The 17,441-nt window shown below is 68.1% G+C and carries 20 protein-coding genes and 1 tRNA gene; 17 read left to right on the top strand and 4 right to left on the bottom strand.

Translation table 11 applies throughout. From position 1 onward, the window contains the following. The first annotated feature begins 518 nt into the window (after positions 1–518). Together ACFZDI_RS22005 and ACFZDI_RS22000 are read left to right on the top strand one after the other, a co-directional pair. Positions 519–1,580, top strand: a complete 1,062-nt coding sequence (locus ACFZDI_RS22005; protein WP_391252598.1) for a hypothetical protein — start codon at positions 519–521, stop codon at positions 1,578–1,580. Positions 1,581–1,806: 226 nt separating this feature from the next. Continuing rightward, entirely contained in the window at positions 1,807–2,280 is a 474-nt protein-coding gene (locus tag ACFZDI_RS22000) for a hypothetical protein (protein WP_391252597.1), read from the top strand. A 456-nt stretch (positions 2,281–2,736) separates the two neighbouring features. Here ACFZDI_RS22000 and ACFZDI_RS21995 read toward each other — a convergent pair whose 3' ends face one another. Next, positions 2,737–3,834 (bottom strand): DUF1152 domain-containing protein, encoded by a 1,098-nt coding sequence (locus ACFZDI_RS21995; protein ID WP_391252595.1) that lies wholly within the window; start codon positions 3,832–3,834, stop codon positions 2,737–2,739. A gap of 144 nt (positions 3,835–3,978) precedes the next feature. On the opposite strand from ACFZDI_RS21995, the gene ACFZDI_RS21990 reads away from it, so the two are divergent. The 13 genes from ACFZDI_RS21990 to ACFZDI_RS21930 all read left to right on the top strand — a co-directional run bounded on the left by ACFZDI_RS21990 (position 3,979) and on the right by ACFZDI_RS21930 (position 13,009). Further along, the gene (locus ACFZDI_RS21990) at positions 3,979–4,719 is read left to right on the top strand and encodes a GntR family transcriptional regulator (RefSeq protein WP_101278023.1); all 741 of its coding nucleotides are present in this window, start codon (positions 3,979–3,981) and stop codon (positions 4,717–4,719) included. A gap of 275 nt (positions 4,720–4,994) precedes the next feature. Continuing rightward, the gene (locus ACFZDI_RS21985; RefSeq protein ID WP_384153213.1) at positions 4,995–5,435 is read left to right on the top strand and encodes an ATP-binding protein; all 441 of its coding nucleotides are present in this window, start codon (positions 4,995–4,997) and stop codon (positions 5,433–5,435) included. 86 nt (positions 5,436–5,521) lie between these two features. Further along, positions 5,522–6,250, top strand: a complete 729-nt coding sequence (locus ACFZDI_RS21980) for a UTRA domain-containing protein (RefSeq protein ID WP_391252592.1) — start codon at positions 5,522–5,524, stop codon at positions 6,248–6,250. Positions 6,251–6,846: 596 nt separating this feature from the next. Continuing rightward, positions 6,847–7,197, top strand: coding sequence for a hypothetical protein (locus ACFZDI_RS21975; protein ID WP_338783135.1), 351 nt, complete (start codon positions 6,847–6,849; stop codon positions 7,195–7,197). A 5-nt stretch (positions 7,198–7,202) separates the two neighbouring features. Next, positions 7,203–8,534: an FtsK/SpoIIIE domain-containing protein gene (locus ACFZDI_RS21970; protein WP_391252589.1), complete on the top strand. Its 1,332-nt coding sequence runs from the start codon at positions 7,203–7,205 to the stop codon at positions 8,532–8,534. A gap of 122 nt (positions 8,535–8,656) precedes the next feature. Continuing rightward, positions 8,657–9,313 (top strand): DUF2637 domain-containing protein, encoded by a 657-nt coding sequence (locus tag ACFZDI_RS21965; RefSeq protein WP_391252587.1) that lies wholly within the window; start codon positions 8,657–8,659, stop codon positions 9,311–9,313. A gap of 18 nt (positions 9,314–9,331) precedes the next feature. After that, positions 9,332–9,523: a hypothetical protein gene (locus ACFZDI_RS21960; protein ID WP_104783024.1), complete on the top strand. Its 192-nt coding sequence runs from the start codon at positions 9,332–9,334 to the stop codon at positions 9,521–9,523. Further along, the gene (locus ACFZDI_RS21955) at positions 9,523–9,714 is read left to right on the top strand and encodes a mobile element transfer protein (protein ID WP_391252585.1); all 192 of its coding nucleotides are present in this window, start codon (positions 9,523–9,525) and stop codon (positions 9,712–9,714) included. The genes ACFZDI_RS21960 and ACFZDI_RS21955 overlap by 1 nt, the downstream gene beginning before the upstream one ends. A gap of 9 nt (positions 9,715–9,723) precedes the next feature. Beyond that, positions 9,724–9,918 (top strand): hypothetical protein, encoded by a 195-nt coding sequence (locus ACFZDI_RS21950; protein ID WP_391252583.1) that lies wholly within the window; start codon positions 9,724–9,726, stop codon positions 9,916–9,918. Between the two features lie 26 nt (positions 9,919–9,944). Further along, positions 9,945–10,202, top strand: coding sequence for a SpdD protein (locus ACFZDI_RS21945; RefSeq protein WP_391252581.1), 258 nt, complete (start codon positions 9,945–9,947; stop codon positions 10,200–10,202). Between the two features lie 130 nt (positions 10,203–10,332). After that, positions 10,333–11,634, top strand: coding sequence for a replication initiator (locus ACFZDI_RS21940; protein ID WP_391253223.1), 1,302 nt, complete (start codon positions 10,333–10,335; stop codon positions 11,632–11,634). Next, the gene (locus ACFZDI_RS21935; RefSeq protein ID WP_391252579.1) at positions 11,631–11,843 is read left to right on the top strand and encodes an excisionase family DNA-binding protein; all 213 of its coding nucleotides are present in this window, start codon (positions 11,631–11,633) and stop codon (positions 11,841–11,843) included. The genes ACFZDI_RS21940 and ACFZDI_RS21935 overlap by 4 nt, the downstream gene beginning before the upstream one ends. Beyond that, on the top strand, positions 11,843–13,009 hold the full coding sequence (locus tag ACFZDI_RS21930; protein ID WP_391252577.1) for a tyrosine-type recombinase/integrase: 1,167 nt from the start codon (positions 11,843–11,845) through the stop codon (positions 13,007–13,009). Before ACFZDI_RS21935 ends, ACFZDI_RS21930 begins: the two co-directional genes overlap by 1 nt. A 79-nt stretch (positions 13,010–13,088) precedes the next feature. Here the strand turns inward: ACFZDI_RS21930 and ACFZDI_RS21925 are convergent. Continuing rightward, positions 13,089–13,162: transfer RNA gene (locus ACFZDI_RS21925), tRNA-Gly, on the bottom strand. A 547-nt stretch (positions 13,163–13,709) separates the two neighbouring features. Here ACFZDI_RS21925 and dcd point away from each other — a divergent pair. Then, on the top strand, positions 13,710–14,285 hold the full coding sequence (gene dcd / locus ACFZDI_RS21920) for a dCTP deaminase (protein ID WP_309097764.1): 576 nt from the start codon (positions 13,710–13,712) through the stop codon (positions 14,283–14,285). A 26-nt stretch (positions 14,286–14,311) separates the two neighbouring features. Beyond that, a complete protein-coding gene (locus ACFZDI_RS21915) occupies positions 14,312–14,809 on the top strand; it encodes a phosphoribosyltransferase family protein (RefSeq protein WP_391253221.1) in 498 nt (165 codons plus the stop codon). Positions 14,810–14,870: 61 nt separating this feature from the next. On the opposite strand, the gene ACFZDI_RS21910 is transcribed toward ACFZDI_RS21915, so the two are convergent. Both ACFZDI_RS21910 and ACFZDI_RS21905 read right to left on the bottom strand, forming a co-directional pair. Then, positions 14,871–15,881, bottom strand: a complete 1,011-nt coding sequence (locus ACFZDI_RS21910) for a Yip1 family protein (protein WP_234848848.1) — start codon at positions 15,879–15,881, stop codon at positions 14,871–14,873. An 88-nt stretch (positions 15,882–15,969) separates the two neighbouring features. Beyond that, a complete protein-coding gene (locus tag ACFZDI_RS21905; RefSeq protein WP_391252575.1) occupies positions 15,970–17,415 on the bottom strand; it encodes an FG-GAP-like repeat-containing protein in 1,446 nt (481 codons plus the stop codon). Positions 17,416–17,441 lie beyond the last annotated feature (26 nt).

The following is a 17,441-nucleotide window of genomic DNA, read 5'->3' as shown; positions in this document are numbered from 1 at the left end:
GCAAGCCGCGCCGGCGGAAGCGTGGCGTTGAGACATTAAGTGAGGACCTCTTCGTCCCGAAGCAACTTGGCTGGGCACTCGACCTTTGGACGCGGCGCCTCTCACCTGCGGCGGTGGTCCGCCGGCGTTCGCGGGCGTCCGCTGTTGTTCGCTGGCGTTGTCACGCAGTTAGACACTCACCCGGTGTGCGGGACCGGTTCTCAGCTCAGTTCTCCGGGCTTCGGCATAACCCACCCAGTGTCGCAGATCAACTCGGGGAGCCCAGGCCAGAGCGGGGTGGGGGTGGTCACCCGTGGGTGCCGTCTGTCGGCTTTGGTCGGCCTCGGACGGCCCAGGGACGGCCCAGGGGGCTCATGTATCGCACTCACTGCTCTGCAAGGACGAGACAACTGGATTCAGTTCGCTGAGGTAGTCACAGCCGACGAGGAGCGCGAATCGGTGAACGCCCTGTCGGCACTCTGGCAGACCGCTTCGCCGCTTCAGCCGCTGACAGCTCATGCGGTGGGTACGCTCGGCACATGACTCCGGAGGGGATCGCCAACGCAGTGGTCTCGGTACTCGCTGCCGCAGGAACACTCGCCGGCGTAACGAGCCGCACCAGGCGACGACGCAATGAGATCAAAGAAAATCTCGCCCTGGCGGAAGAGCTCCAAAAGAACACAATCTTACGTGACCACACTCCTGCCGTTGCTTGGCTTCACGGGAAGATCGCCTTAGACGTAGCCAAACTATCCGGCCAGCCTATCGGGGCCCCTAAGAAGCCGATCCCGAAGGGTTCTGTGGTATTTGCTAGCATCCTCCTCCTCGGGTTTGCGGGATGGACCTACTGGCTCAATCGTGACGGCTTCGTATGGTATTCATTGGTCACAGGCGCTTTGGCCGCCTCTATGCTCATTTCGATCCTGGGAATGACAAGTAATAGGGAAATCCCCCCTGACGCAGAGGGTGAGATACCGGAGGGCGCCCACCCTCTCGGGTCTGGATCTACCGCACAGAATGCAGTTGCATCTGTAGCCATGGCCGCCATGAGTTCAGACGGCAGGTTCGACGATGAAGGTCAGCTTGGGGTGGCGTTTCGCTTCGTGCGCCATATGACAGCCGGTGAGTTCGACGAAGCCCTGAGCCTCACGGATGAAAACTGGCTAACCTGTCGCATACAGTCTTGGCTTTGGAACGCGCGAGCTCTCGTTGGCGAAGACGAGACTCAACTCCAAGCCGCAACAGATGCCATGATGGCTTCTCGCGGGCAACATGATTTGTGGGATGCTTTTTCCGCCGCAGAAGTTGACGCCTTCCAGGAGGCGTGGGGCGAAATTGACCTGGATCGATTGGGTGGCGCAAGCAGGCGCCGTCGAGTTGGCCCAGATTACGACTTGGTGGTCCTCGTACCGCTTGGCGAAAGTGACGGTTACTTCGTTAACTCGCCCACTCCCGTACCAGGTGGCATGACTTTCCTTATGCACAAGCACAATGGAAAGTGGCTGCTGGCTAATCATCTGGGAATTGCACCGCCGCTGCCCGGCTTTCCTCCAACATGGTGGGTTGTTGGCGACCCCAGTCTCGAGGAGCTTGAGGACTAGGTAGGGGGAACGGCTTTAGGCTGGAGTTTCAATGACTGAGTCAAGCCACGGGGGACTGATTAAAGCCCGTGGACACCATCAGGGCCAGGCGGTGGATCCATCCTCTGGGCTGGGCCTGAGCCGTATTGAGCGGGCATGGCAATCGAACCCGCGCAGCTAGGTTGAAAGGGTAGGACGGGGTTGGGGGGCGATGAGTACTGCGTTAGTCGCTGCGGGAGCCGCACTGATGGCGAGCTTGATCACGGGTGTCTTCACCTGGCTATCCGGGCGGAGTCACGTGAGCTTGCAGGTTGCCGATCAGCGCAGTGCACGCCGTGAGCAACTGCGACGCGAGGTGTACGCACGATGCATCGAGCTACTCACGGCGGACTTTCAGCCGTTGTTGAACTACGGCCGCAAGCATTGGGGCGATCACCAGGCCTTCGAGGCAGCCAAACAGGACAGAGAGGAGCGACTCTGGAACTTCATGTCTACTTTGGCAGAGTTGCACCTGGTCGGACCTCGTCCGCTAACCGACCTGATGAGTGGTGCACATGACAAACTTGACGAGTTGGAGAGGGCATTCCAGTCCACTTTGGACTCCCCGCACCCATCGCAGGATGAGGCTATCGACCAGTACGTGACAGAGCGGGTCGACCAGGCTGGCGACTTCATCGAGCGCTTCTGTGACACGGCGAGAAACGCTCTGGGTATCGAGTGACGGTTCCGGCCGATCCGCCGTCACCCACCACCTGCCCCGCTCCCATCCCGTCCGCCGTCGACCCACACACCGTGGAGCGGGCGTGGTTCATGGCGTCCAGGTGGAGCGCGCCACTGTACGAACGACCTGGACGCCATGGGCCGCGTCTGCTCGGCTGCGCCTGGGTCGGCGGTGGACGGGATGGGAGCTCCCCGCGCACGCCTCTACGGGCCCGCGGTCGGGAACGGCGCCCCTCCATCCCGGTGCCGGCCGATCCCCCGCCGGAGGCATCGTCTTTGACCGCGAGCCGCTCTGAGCGGTGATCGCCTCATGACCTCCGGCCCTATCCACGTGTGGGCGCGCGTCGGCGCAGCGCGGGCGGAGCGGGCCGAAGGCAGGAGCGGCGCCCGGAGCGGAGCCGGGAAGCGCGCCCGGCGGAGCGGAGCGCAGCCGGGCTTGAACCCGTGAAGAAGGTTGTTACTCAGTAGGGGCTGTGATGCGCCACAAGGGAGCGTCGTACTGCTTCGGACGGCTGTTGATGAGCAGTTGGCGCAGATCCTCGCGCAAGGAGCCGTTGAGGTTCAGGGCCTCAGTGATGCGGCGGAACGTCGTGTGTGTGACCCCGCGGCTGTGGGCCTCGGCCTCGAAGTGGTCAAGCTGAGACAGTACGGCGACCGGGTCGAGCTGCACGGGTGGCTGATCCTTGAGCCACGCGGCCTTGTTGCGCTCGTAGTCGATCTCCGAGTAGCCGCAGATTTCGCGGCTGTGTGCCTCGACCTCGTCCAGGGTGGCGGTCGTCAGGATGGCGCGGGCCAACTGGTTGCGGGTGAGCGCCTCGTCCAGGTCGACCTCATGGATCGCTGGGCCCTCTTCGGTGAGGAGGACTGGAAGGCCGGCGTCCCGCATTTCGCAGGTGCCGCGTACGCCTCGGGCTGTCGCTGCGAGCATCCCGGTTGCCTCGGAGGGGTGCCATTCCAGGACCGAGCTGATCGGTTCGACGTCCTTCGCGGTGAGGGTGTGGATGAGCGGGCCGAGCATGCCGCGCAGTTCGTCGAGAGGGAGTTCGCCATCGAGGGCGGGGCCCGCCACCAACAGGCGGACGGGAGCGTTCACCTGGCAGCACGCGGCGAGCGTGACGGCATCGGCGAGCGGGCTCTTCAGCGTCGGCTCATCACCTCGGGCGAGGATGTCGCCGCCCACGTCCAGGAGGTCGATCGACACTGGTGACAAGTGGGCCACCAACTGTTCGAGTTGGCGGGTGACGCCCTCGACCCCGTTGCGCGGATCGACCAGCGCGAACGTGTGCCGGAGCTCTGCTGCAAGTCGGGGGAGAGTCGAGCCTGCCGGAGCGATCGGACGGGCCTCGGCCGGCACTGCCCAGACTGCTGGGGTGAGGGGCAGGAGACCGGTGAAGTTGTCTGGTGCTCGGGGGCCCGGTACTGGGTCGACCAGGAGGCGGTCCCACGCGTAGGTGAGGATCACCGCCTGGTCCTCGTCGCCGTAGAGGGCGGCGTGAATCATTGCGGCGGCGACTGCGTCGCCCCCTCCTCCTGCTGCGACGATCAACCGCGTCATGAGAATCAGCCTACGGGGTAGGGGGTTGACCACTCACCCTATAGTGGCTAGAGGCCATAGCCACTTTTGTCGAGAAGCAGGCCTCAGCTCGGTAGCGGGGTGCCCGACTACTCGCCTGGGGCTCGCCTTGGGTGAGGAGGACTGATGCCGCAGATCGAGGAGGCTCAGCCGAAGTATCTCCAGATCGCGCACTACATCCGTGATCAGATTCTTCGGGGTGACCTGCGACCAGGAGACGAAGTGCCGTCCGAACGGCAGTTGGCGGCGGACTGGAAGGTCTCCCGGCCCACGGCCGCGCGGTCGTTGGAGGCGCTGAGTCATCAGGGACTTGTCGAGAAGCGTCAGGGGTCGGGCACGTACGTGCGGAGCCTCGAAGTCAACCGGCGGGCTCGTGAGTTGTACGGGCGTGCTCGGCAGACCGGGAAGATCTACACGCCTGGCGAGTACGCCGTGATCACCTCTGCCGGTTGGCTGGAGGCGCCGGATCACGTCGCTGAGGCGCTTGGCCTGGTCAAGGATCGCCGGGCGGTGCACCGGCGGCGGGTGACCAACAACCAGGACGGGCCGATCACGCTCTCCACCTCGTGGTTCGCTCCGGACGTCGGTCAGCGTGCGCCGAAGCTTCTGGAGCCGGAGCGGATCCAAGAGGGGACGCTGCTGTACGTCGAGAACCTGACCGGACGGCAGGGGAGTTACGCGGAAGATCGCATGTGTGCGCGTGCGGCAACTGAGGAAGAGGCCGAGGACCTTCAACTTGCCGCCGGCTCTGCCGTGCTGATCGTGCACCACGTCGTCTTCGACCTCCAGGACCGGCCGTTGGAGTTTGCTGAGGCCACCTACCCGCCGCATCGCTGGGCGTTCGAGCAGGGCTACCCCCTCACCTGAGGGGGCCAGTTGCGGCGAATCGCTTGCGTCGAGCAAGTGGCTAATGCCACTATCCAGAAAGTGGCTAAGGCCACTTCACTGGGAGGAGGCGCGGTGTGACGAGTCAGCGGCCGGATCAGGGCACGCACTTACCTTGCCGGGGTTGCCGGGGGCGCGGCTGGAAGCGTGTCGGCTCACGAACGACCCTGGCGCTTGCCACCGCCGCCGATCGCACCCGTGCCACATCGAAGCGGTGCTGCCTCGACTGCGACGGTAGCGGCAGGAAGTGAGCACCCATGGCCTACATGATCGACCGCTACCCGTCTGAGGAGTCGCCGCGCCTCGGTGCGATGACCTTGCACCCTGTCGCTGAGTCTGTGCCGCGGGCTCGGCGCTGGTTCCGCAAGTTCATCGCCCCGTACAACCCGGCCTGCTCCGTCGACGACTGCGCGCTGATGATCTCGGAGCTGGTCACCAACGCCATCGCTTACGGCCGGTCGGATGAACCCTGGCTCGTACGGGTTGAGTGGTTCCGTGAGGGGACCTCGCTCCGGGTCGACGTGCACAACCCCGGCTTTCCGGCGAACGTGCGGCTGAGGCATCCCGACGCCAACGACTCCCACGGGCGTGGACTGCTCCTGGTCGATTCGCTGGCCGAGTCGTGGCACGCTGCACCGAGCCGCTTCGGCGGAACCGTCGTCTCCTTCGTGGTGGCCGATGCCTGGCCGGGAAGGTAAGAGTTCGCTCCGCTTCTACTTTGACAATCGAAGATTCGCTAGTCTGGTTGACCAGTTGACTTGGCCAATCCCGACAGGCGGCGTTCATGGCGTATGAAGTGGAGCCACCGAAGTACGTGCGCCTCGCACAGACGATCCAGCGTCGCATCGAGGACGGCACGTACCCGCCTGGCACTCGGGTGCCCAGTGAGAACCAGCTGGTGCAGTCCTTCGGGATGTCCCGCCCCACCGTCGTGCGGGCGCTGGAACTGCTGAAGCGTGATGGCTGGCTGGAGTCCCGACAGGGGTACGGCACGATCGTTCGGGACCGGCCGGAAGTGGTCGAGCAGAAGGACAGGCGGGGGCGAGAGGCTCTGCAGCGCGACGAGTCCCAGACCTCGGGACGCCTCGTGGAAGTCGCTGAAGTCGTTGTCCCGGTGCGAGTTGCCTCAGCGCTCGGCTTGCCGAAGAAGGCCAAAGTTCTCATGCGTCGCTTCCTCATTGAGGAGGAAGGTGAAGCGGTTGAGCTGGTCTCGTCGTACTTCCCCGCCGGCTTGGTAGAGGACACTGAGCTGGCGAGCGCGGAAGTCCTCACTGGCAGTGTGCGCGAGCACCTGGAGGCGAGGAAGAAGATCCGGTTCGACCATGTCACGGAACGGGTCTCAGCTCGGCTCCCTGAGGCAGGTGAAGCCGGCCTCTTGGGCCTGCCGGACGGCGTGCCCGTGCTGAGCGTCCTGGTCATCGCGTGCGACGCGTCAGGGCAGGCGTTGCAGGTTTCTGACGTGCTGCTTCCTGCTGACCGACAGGAACTTGAAGACACTTACCGCCTCGGCTGACGAGTGAGCGGCCTCAGCCCCGGGGCTGGCGGCTGGCAAGCCGGTAGATCACGTATGTCAGGGCCAGGATGAAGTCCGCGGCCACCCAGAGCCCGATCACCAGGCCCACTCCGATCGTGGTTCCGACGTCGTTCGCGTCGTTGCACAGGTCTAGGTCGTCTCCCGTTAGGCCGCGGCATTCTTCGGGCGTGCCGCTGGCGGTTGTGGCACCCCAAATGACCCAGGCCAGGAACAAGAGCTGCACTGCGAGGAAGACCCACAGGAAGACACGGTGTCGCTTCCTCGGCGGGGGCGCCGTGTTGCCCTGGTACGGGGGCTGACTTGGGAGCGCCCCTTGAGGTGGTCCTTGCCAAGTGCCCGGCGGTGGTGCTGGCCCTTGTGGAGTGCGAGGGCCCCACGACTGCGGTTCTGGAGCGCGGTCCTTCTTGCTCATATCGCCCTCCCTTGCTGCTGACTTCATAGTGCGCTCGGGGTCATTCGGGCGCTCGCTGGCCGCCGCCAAGCCACTTGACAAGTCAACCTGGCATCCGTAGCTTCGAACTTGCTAAGTCAACTTGTCAGGTGGCGAGTTGGTTGATCGACAAGGAGAAATCTCTGTGCGTGTGATTCGTATTGACGCCTCGGCCGCCACGATCCTGCTCACCGAAGCGCCGGCGCCGAAGGTGCGTGACCGGCAGACCGGTGAGATCGCCAAGGATGCCGTGAGCGGTGAGGCGCTGATGACGGTCGGCGTCGTCTATATCGACGAGGGTGAGTCGTCGCTGCTTCAGGTCACTGTCCCCGAGAGCGGTGTGACGGACGGTCTGACCGTGGGGGCCCCGGTTTCGCTGCCGGGGCTCATCGCCCGGCCGTGGGAGAGCGTGTTCAACGGGCAGCAGCGGCACGGCATTGCCTACCGGGCGACCGCCGTTGCTCCTGGCGCCTTCCCGATGGAGCAGGCGGGCTGATCGTCGTGACCGACCTGGTGACGTGGGCCGAGCTGGGCGGGTCGCTCGCTGCGATAGGCGGCGCGGCCTACGCCCGGCATGCCCATCCCGCGGCGTACTGGTCCGGGGTCGGGCTGCCCGTCTCGGTGGCCCGGCTGCTGGCCTCGTATACCTCCACCATGGACGCGTGCGGCCTGACGGTCGAGCCGCCCCGGTGGCGGGCTTTGGCCGTGAAGGCCACGACTCGCCGTGAGGTCCGGCCGGTGCCTCCTCGCCGGGGCATGATCCGGCCGACCTCGACCGGTCTGCGGCTCCGGCTGCGGCTGGCTCCGGGCCAGGAACCGGCGGACGTGGCGGCCTCGGCCGAACGGCTCCGGCATGCATGGGGCGTTCACGCCGTGTATGTGCGGGACGTCAAGCCCGGTGTCGTGGAACTGCGGCTCGTCGGCTTCGACGTCCTGCGGAAGGTGCGGATGCCTCGCCGGACCGAAGCTGGTCCGCTCCGCGTGCCTGTGGCTCTGCGGGAGGACGCAACCGCCTTCGTACGGGACTACCGGGCCGTACCTCACGAACTTGTGCTCGGCGCCACGCTGTCCGGCAAGTCCATGTTCCTGCGGAACCTGCTGGCCGGGCTGGCCGCTCAGCCGGTGGTCCTGGTCGGGATCGACTGCAAGCGCGGTGTGGAGCTGGCGCCGTTCGGTCCTCGGCTCTCGGCGCTGGCGACCGATCCGGAGCAGGCGGCCGAGCTGCTGCCCGTGCTCGTCAAGGAAATGGAGGACCGATACGACCTGATCAAAGCGCGGCAGGGCATCGCGCCCGGCACCCCGGATGAGCTGATCACCTCGGACGTCTGGGGTCTGCCGGAGGACGAACGCCCGGCTCCGATCGTGCTGTTCGTCGATGAAGTGGCGGAACTCTTCCTCGTCGCCACGAGGAAGGAGGAGGAGCGGCGGGACGAGATGGTCACCCAGCTCGTCCGGCTCGCCCAGCTCGGCCGTGCGGCCGGCATCTATCTGGAGGTGTGTGGACAGCGCTTCGGGGCCGAGTTGGGCAAGGGGGCGACCATGCTCCGGGCTCAGCTCACCGGCCGGGTCTGCCATCGGGTGAACGACGAAGCGTCCGCGAAGATGGCGCTCGGGGACATCGCCCCTGAGGCAGTCGTGGCCTCCTGCGCCATAGCGGCCGAGTTGCCCGGCCTCGCCGTCGTCGGCGACACGTCCGGCGGCTGGTCTCGCATCCGCACCCCTCACCTGTCCCTCGGCGACGCTGCGGCCACCTGCCGCGAGACGGCACATCTCGCCCCGGACGTTCCGGCGCTCGCGCCGTTCCGGCCTCACGTTCCACCCGTGCCGGTGTAGGAGTCCGGCTCCCTGGCCACTCCTCGGCCGATCACTGAGTAACCGACCCGCTCCCACGGTCGGCGCGGCCGTCCCGCGCCACGTCCCTACCCCACCCATGCCCGGAACTGGAAGGAGTGGCCGTGCGCGCCCTACCCGTCCGTGTGGACGCCGTGCTCGTCCAAGCGGTGATCGCCGCCGCGCTGTCCTTCGCTCACCTGCATGACCTGGCACTCGCCGCCGGACAGGACGGCTGGAAGGCGTGGGCCTATCCGGTCTCCGTCGACCTGCTGCTGGTCGCGGCCTGGCGGCGTCTGCGCTCCGGTGAGTCGAAGACGGCCGGGTGGTGCTGGTTCCTCGTCGCACTGACGGCGTCCCTCGGCGCCAACGTCGCCACCGCCGGTCTGCTCGACCTGGAGGACGTACCGGCCTGGCTCCGCATCCTCGTCGCCGGTTGGCCCGCGGTCGCCTTCCTCGGCGGCACGCTGCTCGCTCACGGAGCAGCGCATCCCAGCGAGGACCCGGCGACGGCACCGGAACGGCCTTCGACGGCGCACGCGCCGGAACCGACTGCCGCAGATGTCGAGCCGCCCACGGCAGAGCCCGAACTGCCGGCCGCCGCGCCGGAGTCGGCTTCATTGCCTCCGTCCTCGGTACCGCCCGCGCTCGTCACTCTCGCCCGGAAGGTCGCCGACGAACACCGCGCCCGGACCGGGACCGACATCGACACCTCGACCCTTCGCGCGCGGCTCGGTGTCCCGATGCCGCTCGCCGAAGCCATCACCACCCAACTCACCTGACCCGGAGGAATCTCCCCCTTGCGCCCGTCCACGCTCCGCGCGCTGAAGCGCGCCGCCGAGCTGACCCGACAGAACCGCCTGACCGAAGCCGTGCTGATCGCCGAGCCGGTGATCCTCGCCGCCGACAGCTACGAGGGCGACGAGATCTTGCGCTGGCTGGCCGACCACGTCACCGACTTCACCGGCGAGACCGACAAGGAGATGCCCTGATGTCTGCCAACCGCCGTTTCCGCCGTGTCGTCCGCATCGGCCCCGTCCAGGTCGGCACTTACTACGACGGCCGGGGCCGCGAGAAGCACACCGTCGCCTGCACGGCTCCGCGGTGCTGCTTCTCCACCGACTACGACAGTCGCGCCGCCGCCGAGCTGGCCGCGCGCACTCACCGCTGCCGCGTCCGCTGAGGAGTTCCAGTGACCGTCTCGCTGCCGCTCGTCTTCGTCCTGGGCGTCATCGCCTGGGCCGCGATCAAGTTCCTCGGCATCCGTCTCTGGGTCGCCGTCGTGATCGCCCTGTTCGGCTTCTGGCTCTCGCACACCATCCTCGCCCCGGCCATCGAGTCCGGCACCCGCTCCGGGGTCGACATCGTCAACGGCACCCACGAATGACACCCCGACCGACAAGGAGTCCCGCGATGTTCCGCCCCAAGCTGCCCGACACCCCGCACGTCCCGAGCATCACCACCCACATCCCGCAGGATCACGCCCCGGCTCCTTCCGCCGGCCGCTCGATCGCCCCGTTCGTGGGGGTCGGCGCCGGTGCGGTCGCCGCCGTGGTCGTCGTCGGCGTCGTCCTCACCGCGCTCCTGGCGGCGGTCGCCGTCTCGGCCGTGTCCGTGGCCATCGCCGCCGTGGTCCTGCGCTCTCTTGCCACTGGCGCCAACAGGCGCTGACCGGCCGCCGGGGCGGCAAACGCCGCCAAGCATCCCGCCGCCCCGGGGCCGTCCCTCCCAACCGCCGAAACAGCCGAAAGGAAGACCCATCATCACCCGGCAGACTCCGCCCCCGTTGGCGGAACTCTCCATGCTGGCCTCCCTCGGCACCATGCCCGAGCTGGCCCGCCAACTCTCAGGCCTGGGCGGGTGCACGAACCCCGTGCGCCTCGACGGCCACCGCACCGAGTACGCGGTCGACCGGACGACCGGAGAGATCGGGCGCGTCCTCCACCACCTCGACTCGTCCTCCCTTCCCGCCGGAAGCCTCCTCGTCCGCTGCAACAACCGCCGTGCCACCCGCTGTGCGGCCTGCGCGGAGGTCTACCGCCGAGACACCTTCCACCTGATCACCGCCGGCCTCCGCGGCGGCAAGGGCACCGCCGAACAGGTCGGCACACACCCGCGTGTCTTCGCCACCCTCACCGCACCGAGCTTCGGCCCGGTCCACAACCGCCCCTCCAGCGGGCGGCCCTGCCGCTGCGGTGCCCGGCACGACGACACAGACCCGGCCCTCGGTACGTCCCTCGACCCGGACACGTACGACTACGAAGCGGCCGTTTTATGGAACGCCCACGCCGGGGCCCTCTGGCGGCGCTTCTCGATCTACCTGCGCCGTGAGATCGCCAAGCGCGCCGGACTCACCCAGCGCGCGTTTCGGCATCACGCGCGCGTGTCCTTCGCCAAGGTCGCCGAGTACCAGAAGCGCGGCGCGGTCCACTTCCACGCGGTCATCCGCCTCGACGGTTCGGAGGGCGGTGACACGGCACCTCCGGCTTGGGCTTCCGCCGAGCTGCTGACCGACGCCATCCATGCCGCTGTCACCGCCACCCGCGTCAATGGGCCGGACGTCGACGGCCGCGCCCACACCTTCACCTTCGGTCGTCAACTCGACGTGCGCACCATCCGCTCCGCTGACTTCGACGGCGGCCAGGAGCTGACCGAACGGGCCGTAGCGGCGTACATCGCCAAGTACGCCACCAAAGGCGCCGAGACAGCGACCGGCACCTTGGACCGGCCGATCCGCTTCCTTGCCGAGTTGGCACAGGCCCGGATCACGGACCATGCCCGCCGCATGATCCGCACGGCCTGGGCCCTCGGCGCACGCAAGGACCTCGAACACCTCCGCCTGCGCGCCTGGGCCCACATGTTCGGCTTTCGCGGCCACTTCTCCACCAAGTCCCGCCGCTACTCCACCACCCTCGGCGCCCTCCGCCACGCACGCGCCGAATGGCGCCGCGCCCAAGCCCTTACGGCCGTTCCCCAGGATGGCGAAACCACGCTCGTCCTCGCGCATTGGGTCTTCGCCGGAACCGGCCTCAGCACCGGTGAGCAATGGCTGGCCGCATCCCTCGAACCCGCCCCCGGAACGGAAGGAGAGCCCACCACATGAAGGACCGCTACCTGTCCGTCGACCAGGTCGCCGAGCTGCTCGGCACGACTCCCCGCTTTCCCCGGCGGCTCATCGAGGAACGGCGCATCCGGTACGTGAAGGTCGGCCGGCATGTACGCATCCCGGAGAGCGCCGTCGAGGAGTTCGTTCGATCCAGGACCGTCGAGCCGGTCAAGCCCCGTCGCGCCGCACTTCGGAGGGCTGCCTGATGGCGAACAAGAGGGGGAGACGTCGCCGCTTCGGTGCGGTGCGGCAGTACAGGTCCGGCAGCTGGACCGCTTCGTACCTAGGGCCGAGCGGTGAGCGCATCCGCGCGGACGAGACCTTCGACACCAAGAAGGACGCCGAGATCTGGTTGTCCCAGGTAGAGGCCGACCTCAGTCGCGGGGACTGGCGCGCCCCGGATGCCGGAGCCGTCAACTTCCGCGTGTACGCCCAGAAGTGGGTCGAAGAGCGGGAGCTGTCCGTCCGTACCGACGACCTTTACAAGCACCTCCTGCGGCTGTACATCCTGCCGACCTTCGGCACGCTCGACCTGGACGAGATCACCGCTCCCCGGGTCCGCGAGTGGCGAGCGGAGCGACTCCGCACCACTGGGGCCAAGACAGCCGTAGCCAAGGCATACCGCCTCCTCAAGGCCATCCTGGAGACGGCCGTGGACGACGACCTGATCAGCCGCAATCCGTGCCGCATCAAGGGCGCGGGCAAAGAGTCAGCCGCCGAACGTCGCATCGCCACCGTCGCCCAGGTCGACGCTCTCGCCGACGCGATCGGCATCCGCTGGCGCCTCATGGTCTACCTGGGCGCGTACGGCCCGATGCGACCGGAGGAGCTGGCCGGCCTTCGCCGCCGAGACGTCGACCTGGACAACCTCGTCATCCGTGTCCGCGTCGCCGAACCCGAGCGGACGAACGGCAGACGCGCCCCCGGCGAGACCAAGTCCGACGCGGGCGTCCGCACCGTCGTCCTTCCGGCCTTCCTCCACAAGGAGGTGAAGCGGCACCTCGCTTGGTACGCCGAGAAGGGGCCCGAAGGCCTGGTCTTCGTCGGCGAGAAGGGCGCCCCCTTCCGGCGTACCTCCTTCGGTCGGAAGTGGCGCCGGGCTCGCGCGGCCGTCGGCCTCCCGGACGGCTTCCGGTTCTACGACCTCCGTCATACCGGCCACACGCTCTCGACCCGCTCCGGTGCCACCCTCAAGGACACGATGGTCCGTGCCGGGCAGTCGTCCGAGAAGGCCGCGCTGATCTATCAGCACTCCGACGAGGAGCGGCAGCGGGAGGTGGCTGCCGGGCTCGACGACCTGGTGCGCGCCGAGCGTGCGAAGTGCCACAAGGACGACCCTGCGCACCACAGCGAGGAGGCGGCCGAGAGCTAATGGTGCGGTTGTGGTGCGCAACCCGCCCACCGGTCTAGACAACAAAGTACCCCCGGGTCTCTGACCTGGGGGTTTCGCATGGAGCGGGTGACGAGAATCGAACTCGCGCTCTCAGCTTGGGAAGCTGATGTTCTACCATTAAACTACACCCGCGTAAGACGCCGACCGAGTCGGTGTCCGAATGCTCGCTCACTGTACCTCATCTCAGGCCTCCGGCGTTCGCGCCGTGAGGCCTGAGGGCGTTTCAGGCGTGGGATGCGGCTGCGGGGGAACGGAGTTGGGGCGTACGGTGGAGAGGCGTGAGAGGGCCCGGCGGGACCGGAGTGCCGCCTGGAGGGCCGTCCCTTTGATCCCGTACTGTGGCTTTTGTCGTCTGGCAAGCAGCAGCCGGACGAGGCTCTTGGGGAAGGGACTCTTGGACTTGATGGAGCGCACCGTCGTCCGTTGTGCCGATGGGCACGTGTTCAGCACCGCTTCGTTCCCGATGCAGCAGGCCGAGCGGCTCGGCCCCGGGCGGCTGCTTCGGTGCCCGCGCTGTGCGCGGCTCCGGAGCGTGGTGCCCGTCAGCTATCAGAAGCGGTAGCGGCAGCACCGGCCGCACTCGTGGCGGCCGTGACGGACCCAGCAGGAAGCAACAGGCGCAAGGCGCGCGGAGACGTCCGGTTGTGGTCGCTCCGCGCGCCTTGCGTATCCTCGGGGCGTGCTTCTCTCAGACAAGGACATCCGGGCCGAGATCGACGCCGGACGGGTGCGGATCGATCCGTATGACGACGCGATGGTGCAGCCGTCGAGCATCGATGTGCGGCTGGACCGCTACTTCCGGGTGTTCGAGAATCACCGGTACCCCCACATCGACCCCGCCATCGAGCAGGCCGATCTCACCCGGCTCGTGGAGCCGGAGGGGGACGAGCCGTTCATCCTGCACCCCGGTGAGTTCGTCCTCGCCAGCACCTACGAGGTCATCACCCTGCCCGACGACCTCGCCTCCCGGCTGGAGGGCAAGAGTTCGCTGGGCCGGCTGGGGCTGGTCACGCACTCGACGGCCGGCTTCATCGACCCCGGCTTCAGCGGGCACGTGACCCTGGAGCTGTCCAACCTCGCCACCCTGCCCATCAAGCTCTGGCCGGGCATGAAGATCGGGCAGCTGTGCATGTTCAGGCTCAGCTCGCCCGCCGACTTCCCCTACGGAAGCGAGCGGTACGGCTCCCGGTACCAGGGGCAGCGCGGCCCGACCGCCTCCCGGTCCTTCCTCAACTTCCACCGGACCCAGGTGTGAGCGGGCAGAACGTGAGCGAAGCAGGCGTGAATGACGTGCGCGAGAACCTGACGTACGAGAAGTTCGGCGTCGCCGTGCGCGAGCTCGCGCAGGCCATCGCCGACGACGGCTACGAGCCCGACATAGTCCTCAGCATCGCCCGCGGCGGTGTCTTCGTGGCCGGCGGCCTCGCCTATGCCCTCGACTGCAAGAACATCCACCTGGTCAACGTCGAGTTCTACACCGGCGTGGGGACCACCCTCGAGATGCCTGTCATGCTCGCGCCCGTCCCCAACGTGATCGACTTCTCCCAGAAGAAGGTGCTGATCACCGACGACGTCGCCGACACCGGCAAGACGCTCAAGCTGGTCCGTGACTTCTGCCTCGACACCGTCGCCGAGGTACGCAGCGCCGTCGTCTACGAGAAGCCGCAGTCGCTCGTGAAGTGCGAGTACGTGTGGAAGCGCACCGACGACTGGATCAACTTCCCGTGGAGCGTGGAACCGCCCGTCGTGCGCCGGGCCGGGCAGGTTCTCGACGCCTGACGGCCATGACGACGAAGAGGGGCTCCCCGCTCGGGGAGCCCCTCTGTCGTGTCGTGTGGCCTCAGACCGTGCCCAGCTTCACGATCGACAGCAGGGCGATCAGCTGGATCGCCGACGCGCCCAGCGCCTTCGGCCAGGGCAGGTCGTGGGAGCGGCTGACCATGAGGGTGAGCAGCGCGCCGCCGGCGACCCAGGTGGCCCAGCCCAGCAGCTGGACGAACGTCGCGTCGCCGCCCGCGAACATCGCGAAGACCAGGCGGGGCGCGTCCGTGAGCGACATGATCAGCATGGACAGGCCGACCGTGGGCTGCCAGGCGCCGTCGCCGCCGAGCTGGCGGGCCAGGGTGTGGGTGACCACGCCCAGGACGAACGCGCTGAGCACCATCGCCACGGCCGTCGTCAGCACGATCGGCACCGCGTTCGACAGTGTGGCGTTGATCGCATCCTCGCGGGCGCCGTCGAAGCCGAAGACCGCGAGCAGGCCGTAGAGGAACGTGACGATGAGGGCCGGGCCCCACATCGAGTAGTCCCGCATCTGGAGGAACGTCTGGTTCGGGGCGAAGACGATCCCCCGGAGCAGGGCCTTCCAGTGCAGGCGCGGGCCGATGGGGCCGGGCGGCGGGGCCGCGGAGCCGGCGCGGTAGGTGTCGCCCTGTGTGTAGGGCTCCTCACCGACCGAGAAGGCCTGGGTGTGGCCCGGGTTGTTCGCCGCGTACGGGTCGGCCGGACCCTGCGGGCCGGGCGGGTACGCGCCGTCGCCGAAGTACTCCGGCTCGCCCTGCCCGCCGTAGCCGCCGCCGTGTCCGGCGTTCGGCTGCGGCCACGTGGGACCGCCGCCGTTGCCGTACGGCTGCTGCTGTGGGTACGCCTGCGGCGCCGGCGGGGAGCCGTACGACGGTCCCTGCGGCGTCTGCTGCCCGTACGGAGGGTTGTGCGGTCGCGTTTGAGGAGCGCCGTTGTTCCGGCCGCGTCCGATCCTGAATCCAGCCACGTCTTCGAACGTACCTGGTCCCCGGCGGTGGCGTGCCGGGCCCGGGCTTTCGGGCCCGGCTTTGCGGCCGAGCTGTGACATCCCTTAAGGGGAAGGGGCTTTGGGTGTCCGTGGGGTGTCAGGGTTGGGCCGTACGGGCCACGCCCCGGGCCCGCTCTGCTCCCGTCGGTCAGTCGGCGAAGCCGCCGCCCAGCTCCGGCAGAGTGATCGCACCGGTCTTCGTCGGGACCGTGCCCGTGCCGCGCATCAGCAGCGCGCTGTTCGCCGCGCCGATGGCCAGGTCGGCCTTGCCGTCGGCGGTCAGGTCGCGCAGGCGGACCGTGTAGCCGAAGGCCGCGTGGGAGTCGGCCGGGCCGAGGGCCGTCTGGGCGATCCACGAGGAGCGCGCGCCGCCGAGGCCGCCGGAGCCGCCGCGGAAGACGTGGACGCCGCCCTGGTCCGCCTTGCCGTCGACGTCCTCGTGGGGGACGCCGACCGCGAGGTCCGAGTAGCCGTCGCCGTTGGTGTCGGCGGCCGAGATCGCGTAGCCGAAGTTGTCGTCGGCCTCGGGGCTGCCGGAGACGCCGGAGGTGGCCTGGGTGAGGGTGACGGAGGTGCCCGGGCCGGACGAGGTGCCGCGCCAGATCGTGACCGCGCCCTTGCCGTTGTCCTTGTCGGGCACGCCGAGGGCGATGTCGCCGTAGCCGTTCTTGTCGAAGTCGCCGATCACGGGGCTCGGGTAGAGGCCCTCCTGCCGGTCGCTGAGGGTCCTGGAGGCACCCGTGGCGAGGCCGGAGGAGGTGCCCTTGAGGTACCAGGCGCGCTCGCGGATCTGGCTGCCGTTGATCTCCGTGCCGATGACGACCAGGTCGGTCTTGCCGTCCCCGTCGACCTTTCCGGCGCCGAGGGCGGTGGAGTACCAGCCGCCCGAGCTCTTGTCGATCTTGCTGACCTTGCCGGTGGTGCCCGACTTGGTGAAGGGGCCGCGGTACAGCCACGCCTCCTCGCCGCCGATCACGGCGAGGTCGGGGGAGCCGTCGCCGGTGAAGTCGCCGGTGGCCAGGTCGCGGCCGAAGTGGCCGGCCGCGCCGCCGACGGGGGCGAGGTTGCTGCCGCCGGACAGGCCGGACTTCGAGCCCCACAGGACGGTGACCGTGCCGCGGTACTCGTCGCCGTCCACGTGCTCGGTGGGGTTGCCGACGACGAGGTCCGCGTAGCCGTCCTTGTTGAGGTCGGCGCTCGCGAGGGACGCGCCGAACTGGTCGTCCTCCTCGCCGCTGCCGGGGACCCCGGCGCTGTCCTGGTGGAAGAACTTCGGGTGGGCGGTGTCGAGGCCGGTGGCGGTGGCGTACACGACGGTGATCGTGCCGCCCTCGCGGTCGACGTCGTTGTAGCCGCCGTAGGCGAGGTCGCGGCGGCCGTCGCCGTTGAAGTCGTCGTAGTGCTTGGCGACGGCTGCGGAGGCGGGGCCGGTGAGGAGCACGGGGGTGACGCCGGTCGCCAGCAGGGCGGCGACCAGGGCGGTCGAGGTGGATCTGCGCATGGGGATCTCCTGGTTCGTCAGCCGATGAGGCCGGGCGCCGAACGCGTCGTAGGAGCGGTCGTCGGGTGGTCGGGTGGTCGGGTGGTTCGGCATGAGGTCGCCGGTGGTCGTCGGTGGTC

Origin of the sequence: Streptomyces sp. NPDC007907 (assembly GCF_042959365.1) — a bacterium.
GTDB lineage: Bacteria > Actinomycetota > Actinomycetes > Streptomycetales > Streptomycetaceae > Streptomyces > Streptomyces indiaensis.
This window is presented reverse-complemented; position numbering and strand designations above follow the sequence as displayed.

Excerpts from the sequence above, each read along its gene's own strand:
- ACFZDI_RS21955 (WP_391252585.1), top strand. The coding sequence starts at position 9,523 with ATGTCTGCCAACCGCCGTTTCCGCCGTGTCGTCCGCATCGGCCCCGTC.
- ACFZDI_RS21945 (WP_391252581.1), top strand. The coding sequence starts at position 9,945 with ATGTTCCGCCCCAAGCTGCCCGACACCCCGCACGTCCCGAGCATCACC.
- ACFZDI_RS21980 (WP_391252592.1), top strand. The coding sequence starts at position 5,522 with ATGGCGTATGAAGTGGAGCCACCGAAGTACGTGCGCCTCGCACAGACG.
- ACFZDI_RS21985 (WP_384153213.1), top strand. The coding sequence starts at position 4,995 with ATGGCCTACATGATCGACCGCTACCCGTCTGAGGAGTCGCCGCGCCTC.
- ACFZDI_RS22000 (WP_391252597.1), top strand. The coding sequence starts at position 1,807 with ATGGCGAGCTTGATCACGGGTGTCTTCACCTGGCTATCCGGGCGGAGT.
- ACFZDI_RS21940 (WP_391253223.1), top strand. The coding sequence starts at position 10,333 with ATGCTGGCCTCCCTCGGCACCATGCCCGAGCTGGCCCGCCAACTCTCA.
- ACFZDI_RS21995 (WP_391252595.1), bottom strand. The coding sequence starts at position 3,834 with ATGACGCGGTTGATCGTCGCAGCAGGAGGAGGGGGCGACGCAGTCGCC.
- ACFZDI_RS21905 (WP_391252575.1), bottom strand. The coding sequence starts at position 17,415 with ATGCCGAACCACCCGACCACCCGACCACCCGACGACCGCTCCTACGAC.
- ACFZDI_RS21935 (WP_391252579.1), top strand. The coding sequence starts at position 11,631 with ATGAAGGACCGCTACCTGTCCGTCGACCAGGTCGCCGAGCTGCTCGGC.
- ACFZDI_RS21910 (WP_234848848.1), bottom strand. The coding sequence starts at position 15,881 with ATGTCACAGCTCGGCCGCAAAGCCGGGCCCGAAAGCCCGGGCCCGGCA.
- ACFZDI_RS21990 (WP_101278023.1), top strand. The coding sequence starts at position 3,979 with ATGCCGCAGATCGAGGAGGCTCAGCCGAAGTATCTCCAGATCGCGCAC.
- ACFZDI_RS22005 (WP_391252598.1), top strand. The coding sequence starts at position 519 with ATGACTCCGGAGGGGATCGCCAACGCAGTGGTCTCGGTACTCGCTGCC.
- ACFZDI_RS21930 (WP_391252577.1), top strand. The coding sequence starts at position 11,843 with ATGGCGAACAAGAGGGGGAGACGTCGCCGCTTCGGTGCGGTGCGGCAG.